At 69.0% G+C, this 23,386-nt stretch carries 20 protein-coding genes; 17 read left to right on the top strand and 3 right to left on the bottom strand.

From position 1 onward, the window contains the following. Positions 1 to 118: 118 nt before the first annotated feature. The 4 genes from G9U51_RS17600 to G9U51_RS04480 all read left to right on the top strand — a co-directional run bounded on the left by G9U51_RS17600 (position 119) and on the right by G9U51_RS04480 (position 3,591). A complete protein-coding gene (locus G9U51_RS17600) occupies positions 119 to 253 on the top strand; it encodes a hypothetical protein (RefSeq protein WP_268921469.1) in 135 nt (44 codons plus the stop codon). Between the two features lie 81 nt (positions 254 to 334). Next, the gene (locus G9U51_RS04490; protein WP_166193768.1) at positions 335 to 640 is read left to right on the top strand and encodes a hypothetical protein; all 306 of its coding nucleotides are present in this window, start codon (positions 335 to 337) and stop codon (positions 638 to 640) included. Between the two features lie 220 nt (positions 641 to 860). Next, positions 861 to 2,747, top strand: coding sequence for an aspartate--tRNA ligase (gene aspS, locus G9U51_RS04485; protein ID WP_166193766.1), 1,887 nt, complete (start codon positions 861 to 863; stop codon positions 2,745 to 2,747). Then, entirely contained in the window at positions 2,740 to 3,591 is an 852-nt protein-coding gene (locus G9U51_RS04480) for a phosphotransferase family protein (RefSeq protein WP_166193929.1), read from the top strand. Before aspS ends, G9U51_RS04480 begins: the two co-directional genes overlap by 8 nt. 208 nt (positions 3,592 to 3,799) lie before the next feature. Here G9U51_RS04480 and G9U51_RS04475 read toward each other — a convergent pair whose 3' ends face one another. The 3 genes from G9U51_RS04475 to G9U51_RS04465 all read right to left on the bottom strand — a co-directional run bounded on the left by G9U51_RS04475 (position 3,800) and on the right by G9U51_RS04465 (position 6,766). Further along, the gene (locus tag G9U51_RS04475) at positions 3,800 to 5,002 is read right to left on the bottom strand and encodes an NAD(P)/FAD-dependent oxidoreductase (protein WP_166193764.1); all 1,203 of its coding nucleotides are present in this window, start codon (positions 5,000 to 5,002) and stop codon (positions 3,800 to 3,802) included. A 52-nt stretch (positions 5,003 to 5,054) separates the two neighbouring features. Then, a complete protein-coding gene (locus G9U51_RS04470; RefSeq protein ID WP_166193762.1) occupies positions 5,055 to 5,876 on the bottom strand; it encodes a thioesterase family protein in 822 nt (273 codons plus the stop codon). A gap of 128 nt (positions 5,877 to 6,004) precedes the next feature. Continuing rightward, on the bottom strand, positions 6,005 to 6,766 hold the full coding sequence (locus G9U51_RS04465; protein ID WP_166193760.1) for a GNAT family N-acetyltransferase: 762 nt from the start codon (positions 6,764 to 6,766) through the stop codon (positions 6,005 to 6,007). An 18-nt stretch (positions 6,767 to 6,784) separates the two neighbouring features. On the opposite strand from G9U51_RS04465, the gene G9U51_RS04460 reads away from it, so the two are divergent. The 13 genes from G9U51_RS04460 to aroB all read left to right on the top strand — a co-directional run bounded on the left by G9U51_RS04460 (position 6,785) and on the right by aroB (position 23,382). Next, positions 6,785 to 8,140 carry a replication-associated recombination protein A gene (locus G9U51_RS04460; RefSeq protein ID WP_166193758.1) on the top strand — a complete coding sequence of 452 codons (1,356 nt, stop codon included), beginning with the start codon at positions 6,785 to 6,787 and terminating at the stop codon, positions 8,138 to 8,140. Between the two features lie 498 nt (positions 8,141 to 8,638). Further along, on the top strand, positions 8,639 to 9,676 hold the full coding sequence (locus G9U51_RS04455) for an ABC transporter permease (protein WP_235945443.1): 1,038 nt from the start codon (positions 8,639 to 8,641) through the stop codon (positions 9,674 to 9,676). A 78-nt stretch (positions 9,677 to 9,754) separates the two neighbouring features. Next, the gene (locus G9U51_RS04450) at positions 9,755 to 11,512 is read left to right on the top strand and encodes an ABC transporter substrate-binding protein (protein ID WP_166193756.1); all 1,758 of its coding nucleotides are present in this window, start codon (positions 9,755 to 9,757) and stop codon (positions 11,510 to 11,512) included. An 88-nt stretch (positions 11,513 to 11,600) separates the two neighbouring features. Then, positions 11,601 to 12,593 (top strand): ABC transporter permease, encoded by a 993-nt coding sequence (locus G9U51_RS17755; RefSeq protein WP_166193753.1) that lies wholly within the window; start codon positions 11,601 to 11,603, stop codon positions 12,591 to 12,593. An 11-nt stretch (positions 12,594 to 12,604) separates the two neighbouring features. Then, positions 12,605 to 13,684, top strand: coding sequence for an ABC transporter ATP-binding protein (locus tag G9U51_RS04440; protein WP_166193751.1), 1,080 nt, complete (start codon positions 12,605 to 12,607; stop codon positions 13,682 to 13,684). Between the two features lie 112 nt (positions 13,685 to 13,796). Beyond that, positions 13,797 to 14,867, top strand: coding sequence for an ABC transporter ATP-binding protein (locus G9U51_RS04435; RefSeq protein WP_166193923.1), 1,071 nt, complete (start codon positions 13,797 to 13,799; stop codon positions 14,865 to 14,867). 316 nt (positions 14,868 to 15,183) lie between these two features. After that, positions 15,184 to 17,886: an alanine--tRNA ligase gene (gene alaS, locus G9U51_RS04430; RefSeq protein ID WP_166193750.1), complete on the top strand. Its 2,703-nt coding sequence runs from the start codon at positions 15,184 to 15,186 to the stop codon at positions 17,884 to 17,886. 8 nt (positions 17,887 to 17,894) lie between these two features. Beyond that, a complete protein-coding gene (ruvX, locus tag G9U51_RS04425; RefSeq protein WP_328823305.1) occupies positions 17,895 to 18,383 on the top strand; it encodes a Holliday junction resolvase RuvX in 489 nt (162 codons plus the stop codon). Next, positions 18,380 to 19,621, top strand: a complete 1,242-nt coding sequence (mltG, locus tag G9U51_RS04420; protein ID WP_166193746.1) for an endolytic transglycosylase MltG — start codon at positions 18,380 to 18,382, stop codon at positions 19,619 to 19,621. Before ruvX ends, mltG begins: the two co-directional genes overlap by 4 nt. Then, positions 19,594 to 20,451 carry a shikimate dehydrogenase gene (locus tag G9U51_RS04415; RefSeq protein ID WP_328823304.1) on the top strand — a complete coding sequence of 286 codons (858 nt, stop codon included), beginning with the start codon at positions 19,594 to 19,596 and terminating at the stop codon, positions 20,449 to 20,451. The genes mltG and G9U51_RS04415 overlap by 28 nt, the downstream gene beginning before the upstream one ends. Positions 20,452 to 20,597: 146 nt before the next feature. Next, on the top strand, positions 20,598 to 21,818 hold the full coding sequence (gene aroC, locus G9U51_RS04410) for a chorismate synthase (RefSeq protein WP_166193744.1): 1,221 nt from the start codon (positions 20,598 to 20,600) through the stop codon (positions 21,816 to 21,818). After that, positions 21,812 to 22,309 (top strand): shikimate kinase, encoded by a 498-nt coding sequence (locus tag G9U51_RS04405; protein WP_166193742.1) that lies wholly within the window; start codon positions 21,812 to 21,814, stop codon positions 22,307 to 22,309. The genes aroC and G9U51_RS04405 overlap by 7 nt, the downstream gene beginning before the upstream one ends. After that, positions 22,306 to 23,382 (top strand): 3-dehydroquinate synthase, encoded by a 1,077-nt coding sequence (aroB, locus tag G9U51_RS04400; protein ID WP_166193740.1) that lies wholly within the window; start codon positions 22,306 to 22,308, stop codon positions 23,380 to 23,382. Before G9U51_RS04405 ends, aroB begins: the two co-directional genes overlap by 4 nt. The last annotated feature ends 4 nt before the right edge of the window (positions 23,383 to 23,386 follow it).

Genomic DNA, 23,386 nt, shown 5'->3' with positions numbered 1-23,386 from the left:
GCCGTCGATCAACGCGCGGTAGCGGCGCCGGTCGTGCGCCATCTGCCAGCCCGGGTCGTCGTCCCGCGGTCGCCAACTGCCAGGTTCGCCCCGGAAGTCGTAGGGACCAGCGTGGATCGTGAGCGGCGTCCGCGACACCTTCGGCGGCGAGCTCGGCTCGAGCAATATCGCCTGGGGTCTGGGGTGGTCGGTCGTGCTCTTCGTCCTCGGCATGTGGTGGGCCACCAGCGTCTTCCGCAAGGAGAACGCCTGACGGTCCTTCCCCGGGCGGTCGCGGGGGTCTACATTTCGTCTCACGATCCGCCTCGCGGATCGCTCGATCGGGGGAGTCACGATGAACAAGGTCACCAGGGAGGCGGCGGGCGTCGGCGCGTTGGTCGCCTGTCTCATCGGGTATGGCGCGCTGCAGGGCGGCGACTCCACCGAGGGCGTCGGGCAGTTATTCGGTGGCTCGAGTAGCGCGTCGCAGTACAGCGACGGCCGGCCGATCACCGACCCGGTGCTCGCGTCGGCGGTGGTGCAGGCGATGAAGGCCGGGATGAGCTACGAGGCGGCGGTGGCCAACTTCGCCGACATGGACCCGGGCACCCCGCCGCCGACCAAGGCCGAGGCGCTCGCGGCTCTCGCTCGCGCGAAATAGCGGCCGGGCGCCTGCGGGCGGTCCGGCCACTCGCATGCCTGGGGCTCCACTTGCATGCCACGCACCCACTTGCATGCGGTGATCACGGCATGCAAGTGGGGTTTCGGCATGCAAGTGAGGTTGGGGTCTGCAGGTGCCGCATCAGGCGACCGCGGAACCCCCGTAGACTGCACGGTCGGGCGACCAGACCGCCATACCCGCTGATTCGAAGGAAATCCACGTGCTTCGCACCCACCAGGCCGGGACGCTGCGTGCGTCCGACGCCGGCACCACCGTCACCCTCACCGGCTGGATCGGCCGCCGTCGTGATCACGGTGGCGTGGCCTTCCTGGACCTGCGCGACGCGAGCGGGATCGTGCAGGTCGTGGCGCGCGACGAGGTGCTGACCGGGGGAGCGCACGACCTGCGCAACGAATACTGCGTGCAGGTGACCGGCACCGTGCAGCCGCGCGACCCCAAGGACGTCAACCGCGACCTGCCGACCGGTGAGGTCGACGTCGTCGCCGACCGGATCGAGGTGCTGTCGCCCTCGGCGGCGCTGCCCTTCCAGATCGACGAGCGGGTGACCGTGGGTGAGGAAGCGCGGCTGAAGTACCGCTATCTCGACCTGCGCCGTCCGGCCCAGGGTGACGCAATTCGCTTGCGCAGCAAGGTGAATGCCGCTGCCCGCTCCGTTCTGGCCGACCGTGACTTCGTCGAGATCGAGACCCCGACGCTGACCCGCTCGACGCCCGAAGGCGCCCGCGACTTCCTGGTGCCCGCGCGGCTGTCGCCCGGCTCGTGGTACGCCCTGCCGCAGAGCCCGCAGCTGTTCAAGCAGCTGCTCATGGTCGCGGGGATGGAGCGCTACTACCAGATCGCGCGCTGCTATCGCGATGAAGACTTCCGCGCCGACCGGCAGCCGGAGTTCACCCAGCTCGACATCGAGATGAGCTTCGTGGAGCAGGAGGACATCCTCGAGCTCGGCGAGGCGATTGCGGTGGCGCTGTGGCGAGTCATCGGAGTCGAGCTGCCGACGCCGTTCCCGCGGATGACCTATGCCGAGGCGATGGCGAAATACGGCTCGGACAAGCCCGACCTGCGCTTCGGCAACGAACTCGTCGAGTGCACGGATCTGTTCTCGGACACCACTTTCCGGGTTTTCCAGGCGCCGTATGTCGGTGCCGTGGTGATGCCCGGCGGAGCGTCGCAGCCACGTCGCCAGCTCGACGCCTGGCAGGAGTGGGCCAAGCAGCGCGGCGCCAAGGGGCTGGCCTATGTGCTGGTGCAGGACGACGGCGAGCTCACCGGCCCGGTCGCCAAGAACCTCTCCGACGCCGAGAAGGCCGCGCTGCCCTCGCACGTCGGCGCCAAGCCCGGCGACTGCATCTTCTTCGCCGCCGGCGAGACCAAGCCGTCGCGTGCGCTGCTCGGTGCCGCCCGGCTCGAGATCGGCCGTCGCTGCGACCTGATCGACACCTCCGCCTGGTCCTTCCTTTGGGTGCTCGACGCGCCGCTCTTCGAGCCGGCCGCCGACGCGGTCGCCTCCGGTGACGTGGCGGTCGGGTCGGGGTCCTGGACGGCCGTGCACCACGCCTTCACCATGCCGAAGAAGGAGTTCATCGACACCTTCGACACCGACCCCGGCTCGGCGCTCGCCTATGCCTACGACATGGTCTGCAATGGCAACGAGATCGGCGGCGGCTCGATCCGCATCCACCGCCGCGACATCCAGGAGCGCGTCTTTTCGGTGATGGGCCTGTCCCCGGAGGACGCCCAGGAGAAGTTCGGCTTCCTGCTCGACGCCTTCCAGTTCGGCGCCCCGCCGCACGGCGGCATCGCCTTCGGCTGGGACCGCATCGTCGCGCTGCTCGCCGGCACCGACTCGATCCGCGAGGTCATCGCCTTCCCGAAGTCCGGTGGTGGCTACGACCCGCTGACCGCCGCGCCCGCCCCGATCACGCCGGAGCAGCGCAAGGAGGCAGGGGTGGACGCCAAGCCCCGCGTCGTGAGCGCCGACCCGAACGAGGACACGAACGCAGTGAGGGGAAGAGGCGCGACAGAAAACATCACGACGGACGCCCCGAACACCAGCGCCGACCTGCCCTCGGGTAACTCTCCTGCCTGATCCCTCGTCGCGGCGCCCCGAGCCGACCGACCCGCGCGGGCTGCTGCCCGACCGGTATGCCGGGCTGCCGCTGCGCCGTCTCGGTGCGGGCTGGGACAACGTCGGCTACGCCCTCGGCGACGACCTGCTCATGCGAGTCTCGCTGTTGGTCACCCCGTCTGCCCGGGCCGCGGCTGTCACGCGAGATCGCTTGCTGCTCAACGCAATTCCATCGTATGCCGGGGTCACGATCCCGTCAGTGACATGGGCCGACCCACCTGCCGGGGTCACCATCGGACCGCTGGTCACCGGTGCGGTCGCGGCCACCGTGCCGACCCTCGACCCGGAGGTGTTTGGAGCTTCGGTGGGGCGTTTCCTGCGCCACCTGCACGACGTGCCCGTGACCGCCATACCGGTGGATCTGTCGACGTGGTCGGCCCGGGTGGGTCACGCGCGGGCGGCGGCCTCGGTTGCCGACCTGCCTCTGGCGCCGGCCGATCGCGCCCTGATCGACAGTGTGCTCGCGCGGCCACTGCCTGCGCCTGTCCCGCCGGTGCTGGTGCACAACGATCTCGGCGAGGATCACCTCTTCGTCGGCGAATCCGGCGAGCTGTCCGGGGTCATCGACTGGAGCGATGCGGCCGCGGATGACCCGGCCCGCGACTTCGCGCTCGTGCTCTTCGACTTCGGCGAGCGGGCGTTCCAGGCGGCGCTGTCGGCGTATGGCGGCGACCTCGCCCTCGCCGACCGGGCGCGGTGGTTTGCCGCGCGGGCTGGGGTCGAGGGCGTCGGCCATCGGATCCGGCATGGCGAGGGCGGGGTCCGCGAAACGCTCGATCGCATCGCCGCCTGCTATCCCGGCTGACGACAACCACCCGCTCGCGCGGCGACAACTGCCCGCTCGGCGCCGAGTGACGTTTCGCGAGGTATTGGTGACGCTTCGCGAGGCATTTGTGACGTTTCGCGAGGCATTTGTGACGCTTCGCGAGGAACTGGTGACGCTTCGCGAGGCACTAGTGACGTTTCGCGAGGAACTGGTGACGTTTCGCGAGGAACTGGTGACGTTTCGCGGGTTAGCGCTCGAGGTCGGCGTCGCTGACGCGGGTGCCGACGAGTTCGCGCAACCGGTCGATGGCATCCCAGTCGTTCACATGCATCGCCGCCACCACCAGGTCACCGCGCAACCAGAACGCCCGGAACACCCGGTCACCCACCGGCCCCTCCTTGTCGCCGGTGATCACGACCCGGTCGAAACCCTCGGGGCCGGGGTCGCCGACATACTCCATGCCGAGCTGGTACTGGTCGGTGAAGAAATACGGCAGGTCATCGGCCACGGCATCACCGCGCGCGATGTTCTTCGCCACGGTTTCACCGTGTTTGATCGCGGTGTCCCAGTGCTCGACGCGCACCCGGCGGTGCAAGGTGGGGTGGTCGACATTCGCGATGTCACCGACGGCGTAAACATCGGCAGCCGAGGTGCGCAGGTGTTCGTCGACGAGCACGCCGTTGTCGGTCGCGATGCCGGCCGCCTCAGCCAGCGCAACGTCTGGCGTCACCCCGACACCGACGACCAACGCATCCACGCTGGTCGACCCGTCCGCCGTCTCGACGACGAGTTGGTCGCCGTCGCGCCGGATGCCGGTGATTGTGGAGTTAAGCCGCAGGTCGACGCCGTGCTCGCGGTGCAACTGGGCGAACAGCTCACCGACCTCCTCGCCGACGATCCGCGCGAGCGGCACCGGCACCGTGTCCCAGACGATCGCTTCAGCCCCGGCATTGCGCGCGGCGGCCGCGGTCTCCAGCCCGATCCAGCCGGCCCCGATGAACCCGATGGTTGCGCCCTTGGTGAAGAGCGTGCGCAGTGCTTGGGAGTCCTCGATGGTGCGCAGGTAGTGCACCGGCCCGCCGGCGTCATCGGCGAGCCCGAACGCACGCGGTTGCGACCCGGTCGCCAGCACCAGCGCGCTGTAGGCCTCCTCCTTGCCGTCGGCGGTCACCGTGTGCGCCTCGGGGTCGATCGCGGTGACGCGCGTGCCCGTGCGCACCTCGACGTCGTTGTCGCGATACCACTGCTCGTCCTTGGGATAGACCGCGTCGAGCTCGTCGTTGCCGAGAAGGTAACCCTTGGACAACGGCGGCCGCTCGTAGGGGAGGTGATCCTCGGCGGCGAAGACCACGATCGGCCCGGCATACCCCTCATCGCGCAGGGAGCTGACGGCGGTCGCGGCGGCCAGGCCACCGCCGACGATCACGACGGGTGCGTTCTGCTCGTTCATCGTTCCTCCTGGGCGTTGCGTCGGTGTTGTCTCGACCGTATGCCGAGTGGGTTCAGTCCTGCGGTGGTCGGTAGGTCGCGAGTTGGCGGGCCACCGCGACGAGGGCTCCGCTGCTGTCCCAGATCTGGGCGTCCTCGATCTGCGTGCCGCCGGCGGCGTATGGCGTGTGCGTGCGCACCCGCAGGGGGCCGGGTGTGGGTCGGCGCAGCACGTGGCCGGTGAACTCGACGGTCGGCACCCAGCCCATGATGCCGAGGTCGAAGGCGGTTGGGGGCATGGCGTCCAGCACCAACAGCAGGCTGAGGGCATCCGGCTCGCGGCCGTCGGTGAACTCGAACCAGCCGCGCATCTCGCCGCGGCCGGCGGGTTTGCCCTCGGCCCAGGTGGTGGTGGTCGGGTCGAGCGCGAGGCTAATCCGTTGCAGCAGCGTCGAATGCGTGAGCACGGGGGCCTCGCTCGTGCGCAGGCAGTCGTCCGGATCGGGCAGCTCGATCGGCGGCTCGATGACCACCGGGTCGGTCGTCGACACGCTGAGGTCTCCGACCGTGACGAGCGCGCGAGCACGCTCGGCGCCGTCCTGGGACAGCGTTGCGGCGACGGATCCGAACCGGCGCCCCGCCCGGACGATCTGCACCGTCACCTCGGCGGGTCCCGGCGCAGTGGGTGCGGAGAAGACCGCGGCCAGGCTGACCGCGTCCGGCAGCGCGGACAGCTGCGGGTGCGAGGTGGCCGCCTTGGCAAGCAGCGACATCACCAGACCGCCGTTGACCGCCTCGCCGATGCGCCAGCGGTCATCGATCGTGGCGGTGAATCGCGCTGTGCCACCGTCGGATTCGGCGCTCACCAGGGTGGTTGCGTCGTCGAATTCGCTCATCGTTTCCGTCCTTCGGGTGGGTGGTGTTGACGTCTCGCGAGGAACTAGTGACGTTTCGCGAGAATCTGGTGACGTTTCGCGGAGATCTAGTGACGTTTCGCGAGGCATTACTGACGCTTCGCGGAGAACTACTGACGTTTCGGGGAGAGGCTGCGGGAGGCCCACTCGACCGCGGTGGTGTAGCCGAGGCCGTGGTAGAGGCGGCGGGCGACGTCGTTGTGGGCGTACATGCCGAGCGTGCACACCCCATCGGACTCAACCGCACGACGCGTGAGCGATGCGGTCATGGCGGCGCCGAGACCTCGGCCGCGCGCATCGGGATGCACGACGATGCCGACCAGATGTGGTGCACCCGCACCGGTGCGGTGCATCGCCGCAGCCCCGAGCAGCCGCCCGTCCTCGCGCACGCCGACCCATGCTTCGGTGACACCCTCACCCGGTCGCGACTCGGCGGTCGGATTGCCGATCTCGTTGAGCGCCAAGATGTCTCGCGCATCGGCGGAGTCGTTCAGCGGCACGAGCAGCGCCTCGCCAGGGAGCACCGGGGGCAGGGTGGTGGTCCACATCCAGTCCCAGTCGCCACCGGGCAGCAGGTCGAAATGTCGCTCGGCCGCCGCCAGCGCACCGCGCTCGACGCTGAGCGAGCTGACCTCGCTGGGCAGGCCACGCTGAGCCAGCAGCCCGAGCAACCGGTCGACGTCGCCGAGCGGGCCGAGGACGTTCATCCCGATCCGGCGGTTGAAGTGCCGCTGGCGCAGGAACGCGGTCGCCTCGCCCCAGGCCCACGCTTCGCGCAACAAGTCCGGTGCGATCTCCCAGCGCACGAACGGGTGATCGCCCACCCGCGCCCGCAGTTGCTGCGCATCCAGCGTGACCGGACCACTCGTCATACGACTAGCGTGGCAGCGATGTCCGACGACCTGTTCACCGCCTCCGATTCGGGCGAGTCCGCGGCGAGCACGCCGCCGCTCGCGGTCCGGATGCGACCGCGCACGCTGGAGGAGGTGCGCGGGCAGGGCGACATCCTCAAGCCGGGGAGCCCGCTGCGCCGGCTGGTCGAGGGCGCGCAGGGCAGCGCCGGACCGATCTCGGCGATTCTGTGGGGTCCTCCGGGCACGGGCAAGACGACGCTCGCGCATCTCGTCGCCGGTGCGACCGACCGGCGGTTCGTCGAACTCTCGGCGATCAACGCCGGCGTCAAGGATGTGCGCGCGGTGATGGATCAGGCGACCCGCGACCGCAGTCTCTACGGCCGGCAGACCGTGCTCTTCCTCGACGAGATCCACCGGTTCAGCAAGGCGCAACAGGACGCGCTGCTGCCCGGTGTGGAGAACCGGCTGGTCGTGCTCGTGGCCGCCACCACCGAGAATCCGTCCTTCTCGGTGATCGCGCCGCTGATGTCACGCTCGGTCTTGATCACGCTGAAGTCATTGGGGGACAACGACATTCGCGAGTTGGTCGCGGCGGCCGTCACCGATGAGCGCGGGCTGGACGGCCAGTTCACCCTCGCTGACGATGCTGCCTTTCACCTGGTGCGGATGGCGGGCGGCGATGCCCGGCGGGCGCTCACGACCCTGGAGGCGGCAGCGGGAGTTGCGCTTGACCGGCATACGGGACAGGCCCCGACACCGATCACGCTCGAGGATGTCGAGCAGGCGATGGCGAGCGCGGCGGTGCGCTATGACCGCACGGGCGACCAGCATTACGACGTGGCGTCGGCGTTCATCAAGTCGATGCGCGGCAGCGATGTCGACGCGGCGCTGCACTATCTGGCTCGGATGCTGGAGGCGGGGGAGGACCCACGGTTCATCGCGCGCCGGATCGTCATCTCGGCGAGCGAGGAGATCGGCATGGCCGACCCGACCGCGCTGCAGACGGCCGTGGCCGCGATGCACGCCGTCGCGCAGATCGGTATGCCGGAGGCGCGGCTCACGCTCGCGCAGGCGGTGATCCACAACTGCCTCGCCCCGAAGTCGAACGCCAGCTACGCGGCGATCAACGCGGCCATCGCGGACGTGCGGGCCGGCAAGGTGGGTCCGGTGCCGGTTCATCTGCGGGGGAGCGGGTATGCCGGGGCCGAGCGGCTGGGGCACGGTGAGGGTTACCGCTATACCCACGACGAGCCGAGCGGTGTCGGTGCGCAGCAGTTCCTGCCTGATGTCCTCGCCGGCGAGGCGGACTACTACCACCCGTCCGATCGGGGCTGGGAGGGCAACCTGCGCGAGCGCTGGGCGAACCTGCGCAAGCTGATCCGCGGGAAGTAGTCGCCGCCCTTCGTGGGTTGAGGAAGGCCAACGAAGGCGGCCGCCTCGAAACCCCGCCCTCGTGGGTTGAGGAAGGCCGACGAAGGAGGCCGCCTCGAAACCCTGCCCATCGTGGGTTGAGGAAGGCCGACGAAGGAGGCCGCCTCGAAACCCGTCCACCGGGTTTCGACGCGCTCGCTCCTTCGTCGCTCGCTTGCTCAACCAGCGAAGAAGGGGGAACTCGAGCGGGTAGGGGCGGCGAACGGCGTTGTGGCACAGCGTGTTATGGGTACTCGTGAGTAAGCGCGGGGTGCGACGACGGGGGCCTTCGGTCACGGGACGGACGCGGTGCGGTTACGCGGTGATGTCGAAGGTAACGATGAGATGACAACACGTGTCCGGGTGCTGGACATCTGGGAACCATGTGGCAAGTTGTCGTCTCGGTGAGACCCGGACCACACACCGGAACGCACCGTCCGCTTGGGGGAAGAAGCCGACCACAGTCGCGATGGAGGATCCATGAGCCTTGGCCCGATGCAGAGCGCCGACGAAGCGATCGTCGAGTCCTCCGCCTCATCGGGGGCCCCGGCCACCGGCACCCGCCGCGGCCGCCGGGGCAAGAAGGACAACACCTCCGGCAAGTCGCCCACCCAGATCGCCTGGGCTCGGCTGAAGAAGGACCGGGTCGCGATGGTGTGTGCGGTGATCGTCGTGTTCTTCGTGCTGATGGCACTTCTCGCGCCGGTGCTCGCGGGCATCGAGGGTCAGGATCCGAGCACTCAGCACTCCAATTTGGTCGACACGGACGGATTCCCCACCATCGGCCCGAACTCCGAGCATTGGCTCGGTGTGACGCCGCGCATCGGCCGCGATGTCTTCGCCCGCTTCGTCTATGGCGCCCGTCCCTCACTTGCGATCGCGACGCTGGCGTCAGTGATCTCCACAGCAATCGGCCTGGTGATGGGCATGCTCGCCGGTTTCTTCGGCGGCTGGGTGGACCGGGTGATCTCGTGGCTGATCGACTTCGTGCTGTCGCTGCCGTTCCTGCTCTTCGCGATCGCCATCGTGCCGATCGCGCAGTCGTGGTTCGGCAACCCGTTCACGATCAGCCAGTCCACGATCTCGACCGTGCGGTTCTTCTCGCTGCTCTTCGTGTTGTTCTTCTTCTTCTGGGCCGGCCTCGCTCGCCTGGTGCGTGGTGAGGTGCTCGCGATGCGTGAGCGCGAGTTCGTGCAGGCCGCGCGGGCGCTCGGCGTGCCGACCCGCCGCGTCCTCTTCAAGGAGATGCTGCCCAACCTGATCGGCATCATCATGGTCTCGCTGACGACGGCGATTCCTGGCTTCATCGCTGCGGAAGCCGGTCTGTCCTATCTCGGTGTCGGCCTGGTGGATCCGACGCCGTCCTGGGGTGGCATGGTCGCCGACGCGCAGAACTACTTCCAGGCCGATCCGCTCTACCTGTGGGTGCCGGTCGGCGCCCTCGCCACCCTCGTCTTGGCGCTGTCCCTGCTCGGCGACGCCGTCAACGACGCCTTCAACCCGAACACTCGCCGATAAACCCCCGGCGCGGCACCCGTCGCGCCACCTCGAGCCCTTTCCGGTGCTGGCCGGGAAGCAGATATAAGGAGACACACCATGCGCTGGACGAAGGTCGTCGCGTTGGCTGCCGCGGGCACACTCTCGCTGGCCGCCTGTGGAGGCAGCCCCTCCTCGAACAAGCCCAACAACGCCGGCAAATCAGGAAGCAGCAGCAGTTCTGAGGGCCCAGCGAGCGCTGGCCTCGACCCGTCGGCAAAGGGTCCGGCTCCGGACATCCAGGGCGCGAAGAAGGGCGGCACGCTGACCGTCGCCTACTCGTCGGTGCCGGAGACCTTCGACCCGACCGAGTCCTACTACCAGGACACCGGTGCGATCCTCGGCCAGCTGGTGCTGCGTAGCCTCACCACCTACAAGGTCGAGAACGGTAAGTCGGTGCTGGTGCCGGACCTCGCCACCGACCTGGGCAAGGTGTCCTCGGACGGCCTGACCTGGACCTTCACGCTGAAGGACGGGTTGAAGTACTCCGACGGCAGCCCGATCAAGGCCGCCGACTTCGTCTACGCCGTCAAGCGGTCGTTCGCGCAGGACGAACTCGCCGGTGGCCCGACCTATGTCAACACCTATCTGAAGGACGGCGACACCTACAAGGGCCCGTTCAAGGACAAGAGCAAGCCATTCGCCGGTGCCTCGGCGCCGGACGACAAGACGGTCGTCTTCCATCTCAAGCAGAAGTGGCCGACGCTGCCCTACTACGCCGCGTTCAGCCAGGTGTCCCCGATCCCGGAGGGCAAGGACACCAAGGAGAAGTACGGCACCAACCCGCTCGCTCAGGGTCCGTACATGTTCGACAAGTACACCAAGGGCCAGGAGCTGAAGCTCAAGAAGAACCCCAACTGGGACCCGAAGAGCGACCCGGCTCGCCGGCAGTACGTCGACGCGTACGACTTCAAGTTCGGTGTCGACGCGATCCCGACCCAGCGGGCGATCCTCGCGAGCAATGGCACCTCGGCGACCACCCTGAACTGGGACTCGGTCGACTCGTCGCTGCTGTCGCAGGTGCAGGGCCAGAACTCCAGCCAGCTGGTGACCGGCCCGGACCCGTGCGTGAGCTACTCCAACCTCGACACCCGCAAGGTGCCCCTCGAGGTCCGCAAGGCTTACGCGGTGGCCTACCCGTTCGACCAGATCCGCAAGGCGGCAGGCGAGAACTCCCTCACCTACGCCCCGGCGACGTCGTACATGGGCCCGCAGGTCCCCGGCTTCACCAAGTACGCGCCGGTGAACGGCTTGACCGGTCAGGGCCAGGGTGACCCGGCCAAGGCCAAGCAGATGCTGCAGGCCGCGGGCAAGCTCGGGTTCGAGATCTCGTATTACTACGCGAACAACAACCCGATCGCCGTTCAGTCCAACGCCGCGAAGAAGGCCGGCCTGCAGGCCGCCGGCTTCAAGGTCAAGGACGTGGGCGTGCCGAAGACCGACCTGCGCAAGCGGATCGCGGAGACCGACGGCAAGGTCAACAGCGGCCAGGGCCCGCGTGGCTGGTGCTACGACTGGCCGCAGGGTGACTCGGTCTATCCGGCGCTGTTCACCACGGCGGTCCAGAAGTCCGGTCAGAGCGTCGGCTTCCTCGCCGATAAGGGCCTCGACGCCGAGATCAACGCGGCGCTGGCACTGCCGGCCGAGCAGCAGGGCGCAAAGTGGAGCGCCATCGACAAGGAGATCGCCGAGAAGTTCCTCCCGGCTGTCCCCACGGACTACGGCAAGGCGAACTTCCTGTTCGGCAAGCAGGTCCACAACGTCCAGAACGACCCGAACCGTGGTATGCCGGACCTGGCGCAGATCTGGGTTGGCTGAGTAGTCATCAGCTAGTCCATCGCACAACACCGGCGGGCGCCGTCCAGCGGCGCCCGCCGGTCCCCACGTCCGACCAGGAGTAAGCCAGGTGCTCGTCTACATTATCCGCCGGATCCTGCTGATGATCAGCGTGGTCTTCGCGGCGGTCACATTGACCTTCGTCCTCTTCTTCCTCGCCCCGAACGACCCGGCCGGAGCAATCTGCGCCAGCCCCAACTGCAGCCCGGCTCGGATCGCCGAGATCGAGAAGAGCATGGGCCTGGACCGTCCGAAGGTGCAGCAGTACGGCGAATACATGAAGGGCATCGTTGCCGGTCGCGATATCACCAGCGGCGGTTTCAAATATCGCTGCGACGCGCCCTGTCTCGGCTGGTCCTGGATCCAGAATCAGTCCGCGACCGACATGGTCAAACTCGCCTTCCCGGTCACCGTGTCGATCATGCTCGGTGGTGTGGTCGTCTACAGCATTCTCGGCCTGCTGGGTGGGGTGATCGCCGCGCGCAACAGAGGCAATTGGCTGGATCGGCTGATCGTCGCGATCAGTCAGTTCGTGCCGTCGATCCCGTATTACATCCTGGCGCTGCTCTTCTATCTCTACCTGATGGTGTTGCATCCGATCCTGCCGCAGTCCGACTACACCTCACCGTTCGACAATCCGGTCGCCTGGGCCACCGGGCTGCTGGGGGTGTGGTTCATCTACGGCGTGATTCAGTCCACCGCTTACGTCCGGTATGTTCGCGCGCTAATGATCGACTCACTGTCGGGTGACTTTGTGCGCACCGCACGCTCCAAGGGTCTGTCGGAGCGGAAAGTGGTCATCAATCACGCGTTACGCGCAACCATGGCGCCCTTCTTGACTCTGGTGGGCCTCAACATTGCCGCCGACCTCAGCGGGGCGGTCTTCACCGAGTCGATCTTCGGTCTGAACGGAATGGGCCGGCTGGCCATCCAGTCGTTCAACCAGTCCGACCTGCAGGTCATCTCCGCGGTCGTGGTGGTCGGTGCGGTTGTGGTGTCCTTGGGCAACCTGATCGTCGACCTGCTCTACGGCCTGGTCGACCCGCGCGTGAAGCTGAACTGAGGGAGGAACGCATGTCTGTTATCGACGATGCGGCGCAATCGCGCCGCCCCGCGCTCGATCCCGACGCCCCCGTCGTCCTGTCGGTCAAGGACCTGCAGGTGCAGTTCCCGACTGAGGACGGCCTGGTCAATGCCGTCAACGGCGTGACCTACGACGTGAAGCTCGGCCAGACGCTCGCCATCGTGGGCGAGTCCGGCTCCGGCAAGTCCGTGTCCAGCATGGCCGTCATGGGCCTGCACGACATGAAGCGCACGCGGATGAGCGGCTCGATCATGCTCGACGGCCAGGAGCTGGTCGGCGCATCGAACGAGACCTTCCGCAAGCTGCGCAGCGAGACCGTGGCGATGATCTTCCAGGATCCGCAGTCCTCGCTGCACCCCTTCAAGCGCATCGGCGCCCAGATCGCCGAGGCCTACCGCACCCATCACAAGGTGTCCAAAGCCGTTGCGATGAAGCGATCGGTCGAGATGCTGGACCGGGTCGGCATACCGAATCCGCAGCGGCGGGCCAAGCAGTACCCGCACGAATTCTCCGGCGGTATGCGCCAGCGCGCGATGATCGCGCTCGGGCTGGTGAACGACCCGAAGCTGCTGATCGCGGACGAGCCGACCACGGCGCTCGACGTGACCGTGCAGGCTCAGATCCTGGACCTGCTGAACGACCTGCAGCGCGAGTTCGGTTCGGCGATCATCATGATCACCCACGACCTGGCGGTCGTCGCGGAGGTCTCGGACCACGTGCTGGTGATGTATGCCGGCCGCGGCGTCGAATACGGCACCACCAAGGAGGTGCTGGCCAGCCCGCGGCATCCCTACTCCTGGGGTCTGCTCAGCTCGGTGCCCTCGCTCACCTCCGACCCGGCGCAACCGCTGAACCCGGTGCGCGGCAACCCGCCGAGCCTGCTCAACCTGCCTTCGGGGTGCTCGTTCAACCCGCGCTGCGACTTCAAGTCGCGGGTGCCGGGCAACAAGTGCGAGACCGAGCTGCCCGACTTCATGCCGGTGCCGGGGGAGAAGGGCCGCCTGTCGCGGTGCTTCCTCGCCGAACCCGCCGAGATCTTCGCGACCGAGATCGCGCCGAACCTGGAGTGATGCCTTGACCGACGAGACCACCACCGCTGCCGGTGGCAGCACGGCGATCGACCCGGCCACCGTCGGCGGCAAGGGGCCGATTCGCACCACGGACGGCGAAGCCGTCGACCTGATGAAGCAGACCGACCCGGTCGTGCACCCGCGCCGGGATAACTCGCGCGAGCCGCTGCTGATCGTCAAGGACCTGGTCAAGCACTTCCCGGTGCGCGAATACTCCGGGCTGTTCCCGACCACCTTGCAGACCCGCGCGGTCGACGGCGTGAGCTTCGACCTCGCGGCGGGTGAGACGCTCGGGCTGGTCGGCGAGTCGGGGTGTGGCAAGACCACCACCGGCCGCCTCATCACCCGGCTGATCGAGCCCACCAGCGGGACCATCGAGTTCCAGGGCAAAGACATCAGCCACATGAAGGAGAAGGACCTGCGGCCGCTGCGACGCGACCTGCAGCTGATCTTCCAGGATCCCTACGGTTCGCTGAACCCCCGGTTCACCGTGCAGACCATCATCGGCACGCCGCTGGAGATCCACGGCCTGGTGCCGAAGAACAAGGTCAAGGAGCGGGTGCAGGAGCTGCTTGAGCTCGTGGGCCTCAACCCTGAGCACGTCAACCGCTACCCGAACGAGTTCTCCGGCGGTCAGCGCCAGCGCATCGGCATCGCCCGCGCGCTGGCCGTGGAGCCGAAGGTGATCGTGGCGGACGAGCCGGTCTCCGCGCTGGATGTGTCGATCCAGGCGCAGGTGATGAACCTGATGTCCAACCTGCGCCGTGAGCTCGGCATCGCGTTCGTCTTCATCGCCCACGACCTCGGCGTGGTCCGGCACTTCTGTGACCGGGTCGCGGTGATGTACCTCGGCAAGGTGATGGAGCTCGGCGACCGCGAGGACATCTACGGCGCCCCGCAGCATCCCTACACCCAGGCGCTGCTGTCGGCTGCGCCGGACATCAATGTCGTGCGTGGTCACGTGCCGGACGAGCGGATCCGGCTGGTCGGCGATGTGCCGAGCCCGATCGACCCGCCGAGCGGTTGCCGCTTCCGCACCCGGTGCTGGAAGGCGCAGGAGATCTGTGCGGTGGAGGAGCCGCCGCTGGAGCCGGCGAAGGGCAAGCCCGAGCACACCATCGCGTGTCACTTCCCCGAGGTGAAGACCAACCTCACCGCGGAAGTCGAGGAGACCTCGGCCTAACCGGGTTTCGACTCCGGCTCGCAAGCTCGCCTGCGCTCAACCGGCGACGGGCGGTGGTTGGCTCGCGAGCTCGCCTGCGCTCAACCGGCGATTCTCGGTGCGGTGAGTGACCGGGTCGCCAGCCCGGTAAAGTTCGACGGGTGAAGACCAGTCGGACGCCCACGAGCGTGACCCGAGCGGGGTCGGCGCCGGTCCACGGAGCGCGAGCTACCTAGGGCCGCACCGGCCCCGTTCCCGCGCGCTCACGCCGTCGTATGCCGCCCGTGTGCCGCGCGCCGTCCTGCTCCGCCCCTTCAGCATCCGATAGAGGAATCCCATGGAAACCGCCGAGATCCGGCGCCGTTGGCTTGCGTACTTCGAGTCCCGCGACCATCACGTCGTCCCGAGTGCACCCCTGATCTACGACGACCCCAACCTGCTGTTCGTCAACGCCGGCATGGTGCCGATGAAGCCCTACATGCTGGGCCAGCAGACCCCGCCGTGGCCGCGCGCCACCAGCGTGCAGAAGTGCGTGCGCACCGGCGACATCGAGGAGGTCGGCAAGACCTCCCGGCACGGCACGTTCTTCCAGATGAACGGCAACTTCAGCTTCGGCGACTACTTCAAGCAGCGCGCTATCGAACTCGCCTGGGGCCTGGTCACCACGCCGCAGTCCGAGGGCGGCTACGGCCTCGACCCCGAACGGATCTGGCCAACGGTCTTCCAGGACGACGACGAGGCGTTCGCGATCTGGCGCGACCAGATCGGCATACCGGAGCAGCGGATCACCCGACGCGACCGCAACGACAACTACTGGCACATGGGCGTGCCCGGCCCCGGCGGCCCGTGCTCGGAGTTGTTCTACGACCGCGGCCCGGAGTATGGCGCCGAGGGCGGCCCCGCGGTCGACGAGGACCGCTACATGGAGTTCTGGAACCTCGTGTTCATGCAGGACGACCTGTCCGCGGTGCGCAGCAAGGCTGATTTCGACATCGCCGGCCCGCTGCCGACCCGCAATATCGACACTGGCATGGGCCTGGAGCGGATGGCGACCCTGCTGCAGGGCGTCGACAACCTCTACGAGATCGACGAGGTCTTCCCGGTGCTCGATCGGGCGGCCGAACTCACCGGCAAGCAGTATGGCGCGCACTCCCAGCACGACGCCGCGCACAGCCACCCCGACGACGTGCACCTGCGGGTCGTCGCCGACCACGTGCGCTCCTCGCTGATGCTCATCGGCGACGGGGTCACCCCGGGCAACGAGGGCCGCGGTTACGTGCTGCGCCGGATGCTGCGCCGCGCGGTGCGGGCGATGCGGCTGCTCGGCTACACCGAGCCGGCGCTGCCGCAACTGCTGCCGGTGAGTATGGAGCGGATGAAGGCGTCCTACCCCGAGCTGGAGACCGACTTCGCGCGGATCAGCCAGATCGCGTATGGCGAGGAGGAGGCCTTCCGGCGCACCCTGGTGCAGGGCACCCAGATCCTCGACACCGCGGTGACCAAGGCCAAGCAGACCGCCGCGTCCACCGGCTCAACCACGGCGCGGCTGCCGGGGGAGCGGGCCTTCGCGCTGCACGACACCTACGGCTTCCCGATCGACCTGACCCTGGAGATGGCGGCCGAGCAGGGCGTCGAGGTCGACGAGCAGGGCTTCCGCCGGTTGATGACCGAGCAGCGGGAGCGCGCCAAGGCCGACGCGAAGGCGAAGAAGAGCGGCCACGCGGGCACCGAGGTCTGGCGCGAACTGCGCGAGCTCGGTGCGACCGATTGGCTTGCCTACCAAGGGCTTTCGACCGAAGCCACGGTGCGAGGCCTGGTCGTCGACGGCCAGCGGGTCGAGGAGTTAGCGCCCGGCCAGACCGGCCAGCTGGTGCTGGACCGCACGACCTTCTATGCCGAGTCCGGCGGCCAGATCGCCGACTCCGGCGTCATCACCGGACCGCGGGGCGACCTCACGGTGCAGGACGTCCAGCGCCCGGTGAAGGGCCTGGTCGTGCACACCGTTATCGCCGGCGAGCAGGGCGTCCAGGTCGGCGACGCGGTCGAGGCCAAGGTCGATCCCGAATGGCGGGTGTCGGCCTGCCAGGCGCACTCCGGCACGCACGTCGTGCACGCGGCGCTGCGCCAGGTGCTCGGCCCCTCGGCGCTGCAGTCCGGCTCCTACAACAAGCCTGGCTATCTGCGCCTGGACTTCGCGTGGAACTCCGCGCTGTCCGCGGCGACCCGCTCGGAGATCGAGGAAGTCGCGAATCTCGCTGTGCGACAAGACCTTCCGGTGTCTGCGCAGTTCATGACACTGCCCGAGGCGCGCGAGTGGGGAGCCCTCGCGCTGTTCGGCGAGACCTACGACGAGCAGGTCCGCGTCGTCGAGATCGGTGGCCCGTGGTCGCGTGAGCTGTGCGGTGGCACCCACGTGCAACATTCCTCCCAGATCGGCGCGCTCACTCTCACGGGCGAGTCGTCGGTCGGCTCCGGCGTGCGCCGGGTCGAGGCCTTCGTCGGCATGGACGCCCTGCGCTATCTGGCCAAGGAGCGCGCGCTCGTCGCCGAACTGTCCTCGATGGTCAAGGTCGCTCCCGGCGAGTTGCCCGAGCGGGTCAGCGACCTGCTGCAGCGGGTCAAGGACGCCGAGCGGGAGATCACCAAGCTGCGCCAGCAGCAGGTGCTCGCTCAGACCGCCGACCTCGCGCAGAACGCCAAGGACGTGCATGGTGTGCGCCTCGTCGCGCATGACGCGGGTGAGATCGGCGGCGACGACGTGCGCTCGCTGGTGCTCAAGCTGCGCGAAGACCTCGGCGACGGCGCACCCGCGGTCGTGGCGGTGACCGGCACCGGTGGTGGCCGGCCGGTCGTGGTCGTGGCCACCAACAGCGGTGCTCGCGACCAGGGCGTGCGGGCCGGCGACCTGGTCAAGGTGGCGGCCTCGGCTCTCGGCGGCGGTGGCGGCGGCAAGCCCGACCTCGCTCAGGGCGGCGGCCAGGACCCGACCAAGGTCGGCGCGGCGCTGCGCGAGATCGAACAGGCGCTGGCGGCCCGATGAGGCCTGGGGTGCGGATCGGGATCGACGTGGGCTCGGTGCGAGTCGGCGTCGCCCGGTCCGACCCGGACGGCCTGATCGCCACGCCGCACGACACCTTCACCCGCGACGCGAGTGGGGACGCCGATGTGCGTGCCGTGGCGGCGCTCGCCGCAGAAATCGCAGCCGTCGAGGTGGTCGTGGGCCTGCCGCGCTCGCTCGACGGCAGCGAAGGAGCCGCGGCCGCTGCCGCCCGCGACTGGGCGGCACGATTGCAGCGGCAGGCGCCCGCACTCGGCATACGGTTGGTGGATGAACGGCTCACCACCGTGGACGCCCACCGGGCGATGCGAGAGGCGGGTCGCACGACACGGCAGACGCGGTCCGTGATCGATCAACAGTCTGCTGTCATGATCTTGCAGGCTGCTCTGGACCAGGAGCGGTCGACAGGACGGCCAGCCGGGCTCGTGGTGGGGGGACGCAAACCGCGGCATCGTCGACGCGAAGGGCGAGGTGCATGAACGACTCCGGTCTGACCGACTCCATCTTTGGAGACGGCGACGGGCGGTCCCCCCAGGCGCGCCCGGAAGGTTCCCCGCCGGAGCGGGTGGCCCTGCCCGGCGGCGGCCCACGGCCCACCCGCTCCTCCCGTCGCCGCACCGAGCCCTCCCGGCCACCCACCTCCGAGGCGGTCAAGCGGCGCCGTGGGTGTGCGGTGATGCTCGTCGCTCTCGTGGTGGTGCTCGCCGGCATCGGCCTGGCGCTGCGGCATCTGGGTGACGGGCTGCTGCCGTCGTTCGGCACCCAGAAGGCCGCCGGCGGCGACTACAGCGGCAGCGGCAGCGGGTCGATCGAGGTCATCGTCAACAGCGGTGACAGCGGCTATGCCATCGGCCGAACGCTGGAGAAGGCCGGGGTCATCAAGTCCGCCGACACCTTCGCGGCGGTCGCGGCGAGCAACCCCGATTTCGCCAAGATCCAGCCCGGCACCTACAAGATGCGGCAGCAGATGAGCGCCTCCTCGGCGTTGTCGCTCATGCTCGAGCCGGGCACCAAGCTCGCCGGCGGCGTCACGATCCCCGAGGGTCTGTGGAAGAACGAGATCTTCGCGATCCTCGCCAAGAAGACCGGCACCCCGCTGGCCGACTACAAGAAGGTGCAGCCCGCCACCCTCGGCCTGCCGTCCGCGGCCGGCGGCAATATGGAGGGCTATCTGTTCCCCTCCACCTACGACTTCCCCAAGGGCATGTCGGCGCAGAACCAGCTGAAGACCATGGTCGCCGAGGGCGCCAAGCAGCGGAAGGCGCTCGGCATACCGGATGGGGACGTCAAGAAGGTGCTGACGATCGCCTCGATCGTGCAGGCCGAGTCCGGTGCGAGCACCGACGAGCCGCGAATCGCCCAAGTGGTCGTCAACCGGATGAAGCCGAACCCGGAGACCAACGGCTTCCTGCAGATGGACTCGACCATCCACTACGCCGAGCAGAAGCGCGGCACGCTGCAGGTCACCACGCAGGAGACGAAGTTCCCCAGCATCTACAACACCTATCTGCACCCGGGGCTGCCGCCGGGGCCGATCAACAACCCGGGCGTGTCGGCGATGAAGGCCGCGCTCAAGCCGACGCCGGGGCCCTGGCTGTACTTCGTCACGGTCAACCCGCAGACCGGTGAGACCTTGTTTGCGACCAACCTCGCCGACCAGCAGAAGAACACCGCGAAGTACACCGCGTGGTGTCAGTCGCACCCGGGCAAGTGCTGATCCACCGGGCCGCGGTGCTCGGCAAGCCGGTCGCGCACTCGCTCTCGCCGGTGTTGCACCGGGCCGCGTATGCCGCGCTCGGGCTCACCGACTGGCGGTATGACGCCTACGAGGTCGACGCTCCCGGGCTGGCGGACTTCATCGGCGGGCTGGGGCCGTCGTGGCGCGGACTGTCCCTGACCATGCCGCTCAAGGAAGAGGCGCTGCTCGTTGCCTCCGGCTCGAGTGCGGTGGCGCTGCGCACCGGCGCGGTCAACACCCTGCTGCGGACCCCGGAGGGCTGGCGTGGTGAGAACACCGACGTGCACGGCATCCGCACCGCGCTCGCCGAGGCGGGTGTGGCCGGCACCGAGCGGGCTATCGTGCTCGGCTCGGGCGCGACGGCCCGATCGGCGCTGGCGGCGCTCGCCGACCTGGGGGTGAGCACCGTGGTGCTCGGGGTGCGCAACGCGGCGCGCGAATCGACGCTGGCCCAGGCCCGGGATCACGGGATGACGGTGGCCGAAGCATCCTTCGAAGAGGCCGCCGGTCTCGCGGCGCAGATCCCGCTGGTGCTGAGCACCCTGCCCGCGGGTGCGGCCGACGGTTTCGCCGCGGCGGCGGGCTCGGTCCCTGACGGTGCGGTCTGGATGGACGCGGTGTATGCCGGGTGGCCGACCCCGCTCGCCTCCGCGGGCGAGGAACTCGGTGCTCGGGTGGTCTCCGGGCTGGAGATGCTGGTGCACCAGGGGGCGGAACAGGTGCGGCTGATGACCGGGCTGGAGCCGCCGGTCGAGGCGATGCAGCAGGCCGGGCGTGCGGCCTTGGGCGCGACCTCCCTACACCCGTAGTAGAGGAATCCGGTCGCTATAGCGATCGCGCCTCCGAGGCCGCCCCCACGACACCCGTAGTAGAGGAATCCGGCGGCTATAGCGACCGCCCCTCACCCTCTGGACGGCTGCGCTGACCGCCGGCCCGACATGGAAAGATGCCCCGCATGCTGCGTTGGTTGACCGCGGGTGAGTCGCACGGACCGTCACTGACCGCCATCCTCGAAGGGCTGCCGGCCGGGGTGCGCGTGACGAGCGCCGAGGTGGCCGACGCCCTGGCCCGCCGCCGCCTGGGTTATGGCCGCGGCGCCCGGATGAAGTTCGAACGCGACGAGGTGTCTTTCGTCGGCGGTGTCCGGCACGGCGTGACGATCGGCTCGCCGGTCGCCATCGCCATCGCCAACACCGAGTGGCCGAAATGGGAGGCCGTGATGGGCCCCGACCCGGTGTCGGAGGACTCCTTGGCCGCGGCATCCGACATCGGCGCGCCCCAGGAACTCGCCCGCAACCGTCCGCTCACTCGTCCGCGACCAGGCCACGCCGACCTGGTCGGGATGCAGAAATACGGCTTCGACGAGGCGCGCCCTGTGCTCGAACGTGCTTCGGCCCGCGAGACGGCCGCGCGCGTCGCGCTGGGAGCGGTGGCATCGGCATACCTCGATCAGGCCTTCGGGATCCGGCTGGTCTCGCACACGGTCGCGATCGGTGAGGCGGGGGTGGCCGACGAGACTGCGCTGCCCGGCGCGGACGACGTCGCGGCGCTCGACGCGGACCCGGTGCGCACCCTCGACGCGGATGGTTCGGCGGCGATGGTCGCCGCGATCGACGCGGCCAAGAAGGACGGCGACACCCTCGGCGGCGTCGTCGAGGTGCTCGCGTATGGCGTGCCGCCGGGCCTCGGCTCGCATGTGCACTGGGACCGGCGGCTGGACGCGCGGCTGGCCGGTGCGTTGATGGGGATTCAGGCGATCAAGGGCGTCGAGGTCGGCGACGGTTTTCGCACGGCGGCGCGCCGTGGCTCGCGCGCGCACGACGAGATCGAGCGGACTGCGGGCGTCATCCACCGGGCGTCCAACCGCGCGGGCGGCACCGAGGGCGGTATGTCGACCGGCGAGCCCCTGCGCGTGCGCGCGGCGATGAAGCCGATCTCGACCGTGCCGCGGGCGCTGCGCACCGTGGACGTCGCGACCGGTGAGGCGGCGACCGCGATTCACCAGCGTTCGGATGTGTGCGCGGTGCCGGCCGCTGGGGTCGTGGCCGAAGCGATGGTCGCGCTCGTCCTGGCCGATGCTTGCCTGGAGAAGTTCGGCGGCGACAGCGTGGCCGAGAGCGCGCGCAATCTGCAGGGTTATCTCGCCTCGATCCCGGAGACGATGCGCTCGTGGTGAGCCCTCGCGTGGTGCTGATCGGGCCGCCGGGTGCGGGCAAGACGACCGTCGGGCAGTTGTTGGCGACGCGGTGGGACCTGCCGTTCGTCGACACCGATGAGGTCGTCTCGCGCGACCGGGGGCAGTCGATCAGCGACATTTTCGTCGCCGAGGGGGAGGCGGCCTTCCGTCGTTATGAGGAGGCTGCGGTGCGCTCGTCCTTGAACGGCCCGGGAGTGGTGGCGCTCGGGGGCGGCGCTGCGGTGCAACCCTGGGCGGCCGCGGCGCTGGCCGATCTGCCCGTGGTGTTCCTCGACGTGACGATCGCCGATGCGTCCGGGCGGATCGGCTTCGACACCTCGCGTCCGCTGCTCGCGGTCAATCCGCGCGCCAGCTGGACCCGGATGATGAACGAGCGGCGGCCGGCATACGAAACCGTCGCGCGCTGGCGAGTCGACACGGCCGGCCGCACACCCGAGCAGGTCGCCGATGCGATCGAGGCGCTCGCGTGAGCACGATCTCGGTCGCCGGGCGGTATGACGTGCTGGTCGCCCCGGGTGCCCTCGCATCGGTGCCGTCCGCGGTGCCTGAGGGGGCACTGCGGGTGTTGCTGGTGCACGCGCCGCCGCTGGCTGCGGCCGCGTCCTCGGTGGCGGACGCACTGCGCGCCCGCGGTCTGGCGGTTGTGGTCGAGGCCCTGCCGGACGCCGAGGCGGCCAAGACGTTGGGGGAGTGCGGCCGGTTGTGGTCGGTGCTCGGCCAGGCCGGCTTCACCCGCACCGACGTGGTGGTGGCGCTCGGGGGTGGGGCCACGACGGACCTGGGTGGTTTCGTCGCCGCGGGCTGGCTGCGCGGCGTGCCGGTGGTGCAGGTGCCGACGACGCTGCTCGGCATGGTCGACGCGGCGGTCGGCGGCAAGACCGGCATCAACACCCCCGAGGGCAAGAACCTCGTCGGCGCCTTCCACGAACCGGCCGCGGTGATCGCCGACCTGTCGCTTCTGGCCACCCTGCCGCACGCCGACCTGGTGGCCGGGATGGCCGAGGTGATCAAGTGCGGTTTCATCGCCGACCCGCAGATCCTGTCGCTGGTGGAAGCCGACCCTGCAGCGGCGCTGGATGTCACCGGGCCCGCGCTCGCCGAACTCGTGACCCGCGCCATCGAGGTCAAGGCGCGGGTGGTCGCGGCGGACCTGCGGGAGTCCTCGCTGCGCGAGATCCTCAACTACGGCCACACCTTCGCGCACGCGATCGAGCAGACCTCGGGTTATCGCTGGCGGCACGGTGATGCGGTGGCCGTCGGCATGGTCTACGCCAGCGAACTCGCTTGTCGCGCAAGGCTTTTGGATGCTTCCGTGGTTGAGCGGACCCGCTCGATCCTCACCTCGGTCGGCCTGCCGATCCGGTATGACGGGGACGCTTCCTGGGAAACGCTGCTCCAGGTGATGGCGCGTGACAAGAAGACGCGTGGCGCGGTGCTGCGATTCGTCGCCCTCACCGCGGTCGGCTCGCCGACCCGGCTGGAGGGGCCGGCGCCGGAGATGCTGCGCGCGGCGTTCGACGCGGTGACGGTTCGCGGGGCATAAGTGA

The sequence above is a fragment of the Metallococcus carri genome (assembly GCF_011440275.1).
GTDB classification, from domain to species: domain Bacteria; phylum Actinomycetota; class Actinomycetes; order Actinomycetales; family Dermatophilaceae; genus Metallococcus; species Metallococcus carri.
Note: the sequence above shows the minus strand (reverse complement) of the source record. Positions and strands in the feature narration are given on the sequence as shown.